Consider the following 5,423-nt stretch of genomic DNA (forward strand, 5'->3'; position numbering starts at 1 on the left):
GGTTAAACAGCGATGGCCACCCATTTCTGGGTGGCCATCGTGAATGGTGTCCGGCGGTGTCCTACTCTCCCACAGGGTCCCCCCTGCAGTACCATCGGCGCTGAGAGTCTTAGCTTCCGGGTTCGGAATGTGACCGGGCGTTTCCCTCTCGCTATGGCCGCCGTAACCCTGGCGACACACGCACCCGAGGGCACATGGTCAAATCTGGGTTACACGCCGTGCGTGTATTCAATTGTTCCGCTCCTCCCGAAGGAGGATGCGGGGTGCCCGTCTTCTGGGAACCACAAAGTGGACGCAAGCAATCTCTGACCACTCCTACCAGCCTTTACAACGGTATGAGTGTAGTGATTATCAAGTTATCGGCTTATTAGTACCGGTCAGCTCCGACAGTCTTTAGTCCTGTCTTCCACATCCGGCCTATCAACCCAGTCGTCTGGCTGGGAGCCTCTCCCCCGAAGGGATGGAAATCTCATCTCGAAGCCGGCTTCCCGCTTAGATGCTTTCAGCGGTTATCCGTTCCGAACGTAGCTAATCAGCGGTGCTCCTGGCGGAACAACTGACACACCAGAGGTTCGTCCATCCCGGTCCTCTCGTACTAGGGATAGATCTTCTCAAATTTCCTGCGCGCGCAGCGGATAGGGACCGAACTGTCTCACGACGTTCTAAACCCAGCTCGCGTACCGCTTTAATGGGCGAACAGCCCAACCCTTGGGACCTACTCCAGCCCCAGGATGCGACGAGCCGACATCGAGGTGCCAAACCATGCCGTCGATATGGACTCTTGGGCAAGATCAGCCTGTTATCCCCGAGGTACCTTTTATCCGTTGAGCGACAGCGCTTCCACAAGCCACTGCCGGATCACTAGTCCCGACTTTCGTCCCTGCTCGACTTGTCAGTCTCACAGTCAAGCTCCCTTGTGCACTTACACTCGCCACCTGATTGCCAACCAGGTTGAGGGAACCTTTGGGCGCCTCCGTTACTCTTTGGGAGGCAACCGCCCCAGTTAAACTACCCATCAGGCACTGTCCCTGAACCCGATTAGGGTCCGAAGTTAGATATCCAGAGTGACCAGAGTGGTATTTCAACAATGACTCCACGAACACTAGCGTGCCCGCTTCAACGTCTCCCACCTATCCTACACAAGCCACACCGAACACCAATACCAAACTATAGTAAAGGTCACGGGGTCTTTCCGTCCTGCTGCGCGTAACGAGCATCTTTACTCGTAATGCAATTTCGCCGAGTTCGCGGTTGAGACAGCTGGGAAGTCGTTACGCCATTCGTGCAGGTCGGAACTTACCCGACAAGGAATTTCGCTACCTTAGGATGGTTATAGTTACCACCGCCGTTTACTGGGGCTTAAATTCTCAGCTTCGCCTTGCGGCTAACCGTTCCTCTTAACCTTCCAGCACCGGGCAGGCGTCAGTCCGTATACATCGTCTTGCGACTTAGCACGGACCTGTGTTTTTAGTAAACAGTCGCTTCCCACTGGTCTCTGCGGCCATCGAACGCTCCCGGAGCAAGTCCGTTCACGCCTCAGGCCCCCCTTCTCCCGAAGTTACGGGGGCATTTTGCCGAGTTCCTTAACCACGATTCTCTCGATCTCCTTAGTATTCTCTACCTGACCACCTGAGTCGGTTTGGGGTACGGGCAGCTAGAACCTCGCGTCGATGCTTTTCTTGGCAGCATAGGATCACCGATTTCGACTTGCGTCTACCCATCAGATCTCAGGCTATATGAACGACGGATTTGCCTATCGTTCGCCCTACATCCTTAGACCGGGACAACCATCGCCCGGCTCGGCTACCTTCCTGCGTCACACCTGTTAATACGCTAAACGCACCAGCACGGGGTCGTACGCTAGGCCCAACGCTTCACCCCAAAGGGATCCATCAAAGGGATTCAGATACTTAGCACTACTGGATTGTCTTGGGCGGTTCTTCGCCGGTACGGGAATATCAACCCGTTGTCCATCGACTACGCCTGTCGGCCTCGCCTTAGGTCCCGACTTACCCAGGGAAGATTAGCTTGACCCTGGAACCCTTGGTCTTCCGGAGGACGGGTTTCTCACCCGTCTTTCGCTACTCATGCCTGCATTCTCACTCGTGTGGCATCCACGGCTGGTTCACACCGCCGCTTCACTCGCCACACGACGCTCTCCTACCCATCAACACGGCTGGACCACGAAGGCCTACCACTAATGTCAATGCCACAACTTCGGTGGCGTGCTTGAGCCCCGTTACATTGTCGGCGCGGAATCACTTGACCAGTGAGCTATTACGCACTCTTTCAAGGGTGGCTGCTTCTAAGCCAACCTCCTGGTTGTCTGTGCAACTCCACATCCTTTCCCACTTAGCACGCGCTTAGGGACCTTAGTTGGTGGTCTGGGTTGTTTCCCTCTCGACTATGAAGCTTATCCCCCACAGTCTCACTGCTGCGCTCTCACTTACCGGCATTCGGAGTTTGGCTGACGTCAGTAAGCTTTTGGGCCCCATCGGCCATCCAGTAGCTCTACCTCCGGCAAGAAACACGCAACGCTGCACCTAAATGCATTTCGGAGAGAACCAGCTATCACGAAGTTTGATTGGCCTTTCACCCCTATCCACAGCTCATCCCCTCCATTTTCAACTGAAGTGGGTTCGGTCCTCCACGACGTCTTACCGTCGCTTCAACCTGGCCATGGATAGATCACTTCGCTTCGGGTCTAGACCCTGCGACTGAATCGCCCTATTCGGACTCGCTTTCGCTACGGCTGCCCCACACGGGTTAACCTCGCCACAGAGCACTAACTCGCAGGCTCATTCTTCAAAAGGCACGCCGTCACCCCTACAAGGAGGCTCCGACGGTTTGTAAGCAAACGGTTTCAGGTACTATTTCACTCCCCTCCCGGGGTACTTTTCACCTTTCCCTCACGGTACTTGTCCGCTATCGGTCATCTGGGAGTATTTAGGCTTATCAGGTGGTCCTGACAGATTCACACGGGATTTCTCGGGCCCCGTGCTACTTGGGATACTCTTCACGCCATAACACCATTTCGACTACGGGGCTCGCACCCGCTCTGGCCAGGCGTTCAAACCTGTTCGTCTATGATGCGCTGTAACGTTCACCGGCCGGCAGACCGGAACGAAAAGTCCCACAACCCCGGCCATGCAACCCCTGCCGGGTATCACACATGACTCGGTTTAGCCTCTTCCGCGTTCGCTCGCCACTACTGACGGAATCACTGTTGTTTTCTCTTCCTGTGGGTACTGAGATGTTTCACTTCCCCACGTTCCCTCTACCCGCCCTATATATTCAGGCGGGAGTCACCAGGTCACCACAAGGGGCCTGGCGGGGTTTCCCCATTCGGAAATCCTCGGATCACAGCTCGTTTATCAGCTCCCCGAGGCTTATCGCAGATTACGACGTCCTTCTTCGGCTCCAGATGCCAAGGCATTCACCGTTTGCTCTTATGAACTTGCTAATCACATGAGTTAAGAAACTACAACTCGAAAAGTTGCAGATCCAATGATTTGCATGACCGCAGCCCGAAAGCCGCGCCATGCGAATCTTGTCGATCCACGACCGAAGCCGTGAATCTAAGATGCTCGCGTCCACTGTGTAGTTCTCAAAATACGGGCGGTATCCCTCTCCCACACACCCAGGCGTGAGAAAAGGATCCGGAGAGTCGACCCCGCCACCCGAAGGCAGCCGGCCCGGTCCCTCAGGACCCAACAGCGTGCATGTACCCGACTCCACCGCCCCGACGCGTTCCCAACCCGAAGGCTGTACTGACGCGAGACGATCTCACCGAGCACCTAGTTCAATGTTCCACCCATGAGCTACCAGCAAAGACATTCGCTTTGATCTGGCGCCTGGAACACCCTGCGGTGTCCAGATGCTCCTTAGAAAGGAGGTGATCCAGCCGCACCTTCCGGTACGGCTACCTTGTTACGACTTAGTCCTAATCACCGATCCCACCTTCGACAGCTCCCTCCTTGCGGTTAGGCCACTGGCTTCGGGTGTTACCGACTTTCATGACTTGACGGGCGGTGTGTACAAGGCCCGGGAACGTATTCACCGCAGCGTTGCTGATCTGCGATTACTAGCGACTCCGACTTCATGAGGTCGAGTTGCAGACCTCAATCCGAACTGAGACCGGCTTTTTGGGATTCGCTCCACCTTACGGTATCGCAGCCCTTTGTACCGGCCATTGTAGCATGCGTGAAGCCCAAGACATAAGGGGCATGATGATTTGACGTCATCCCCACCTTCCTCCGAGTTGACCCCGGCAGTCTCCTATGAGTTCCCACCATGACGTGCTGGCAACATAGAACGAGGGTTGCGCTCGTTGCGGGACTTAACCCAACATCTCACGACACGAGCTGACGACAACCATGCACCACCTGTATACCGACCTTGCGGGGCAACCATTTCTGGAAGTTTCCGGTATATGTCAAGCCTTGGTAAGGTTCTTCGCGTTGCATCGAATTAATCCGCATGCTCCGCCGCTTGTGCGGGCCCCCGTCAATTCCTTTGAGTTTTAGCCTTGCGGCCGTACTCCCCAGGCGGGGAACTTAATGCGTTAGCTGCGACACGGAGACCGTGGAAAGGTCCCCACATCTAGTTCCCAACGTTTACGGCGTGGACTACCAGGGTATCTAATCCTGTTCGCTCCCCACGCTTTCGCTCCTCAGCGTCAGTAACGGCCCAGAGAACTGCCTTCGCCATCGGTGTTCCTCCTGATATCTGCGCATTCCACCGCTACACCAGGAATTCCATTCTCCCCTACCGCACTCTAGTCTGCCCGTACCCACTGCAGGCCCGAGGTTGAGCCTCGGGTTTTCACAGCAGACGCGACAAACCGCCTACGAGCTCTTTACGCCCAATAATTCCGGACAACGCTTGCACCCTACGTATTACCGCGGCTGCTGGCACGTAGTTAGCCGGTGCTTTTTCTGCAGGTACCGTCAAGCCGAAGCCCTTCTTCCCTACTAAAAGAGGTTTACAACCCGAAGGCCGTCATCCCCCACGCGGCGTTGCTGCATCAGGCTTTCGCCCATTGTGCAATATTCCCCACTGCTGCCTCCCGTAGGAGTCTGGGCCGTGTCTCAGTCCCAGTGTGGCCGGTCACCCTCTCAGGCCGGCTACCCGTCGTCGCCTTGGTGAGCCATTACCTCACCAACTAGCTGATAGGCCGCGAGTCCATCCTTGACCGAAAAACTTTCCACCCGCACCCGATGCCGGGGCAGGTCGTATCCGGTATTAGACGCCGTTTCCAGCGCTTATCCCAGAGTCAAGGGCAGGTTACTCACGTGTTACTCACCCGTTCGCCACTAATCCACCCAGCAAGCTGGGCTTCATCGTTCGACTTGCATGTGTTAAGCACGCCGCCAGCGTTCGTCCTGAGCCAGGATCAAACTCTCCGTAAAAAAATTACGACC

At 55.7% G+C, this 5,423-nt stretch carries 3 rRNA genes; all 3 read right to left on the minus strand.

The annotated features are described in order from the left end of the window. Positions 1–48: 48 nt before the first annotated feature. The 3 genes from rrf to C5C54_RS17170 all read right to left on the minus strand — a co-directional run bounded on the left by rrf (position 49) and on the right by C5C54_RS17170 (position 5,411). A 5S ribosomal RNA gene (rrf, locus tag C5C54_RS17160) occupies positions 49–165 on the minus strand. Between the two features lie 182 nt (positions 166–347). Further along, positions 348–3,463, minus strand: a 23S ribosomal RNA gene (locus C5C54_RS17165). 425 nt (positions 3,464–3,888) lie between these two features. Further along, positions 3,889–5,411: ribosomal RNA gene (locus C5C54_RS17170) — 16S ribosomal RNA — on the minus strand. The 16S, 23S and 5S rRNA genes sit together here, the layout of an rRNA operon. Positions 5,412–5,423 lie beyond the last annotated feature (12 nt).

The sequence above is a fragment of the Rathayibacter sp. AY1F2 genome (genome assembly GCF_002930885.1).
In the GTDB taxonomy this organism is placed as follows: Bacteria; Actinomycetota; Actinomycetes; order Actinomycetales; family Microbacteriaceae; genus Rathayibacter.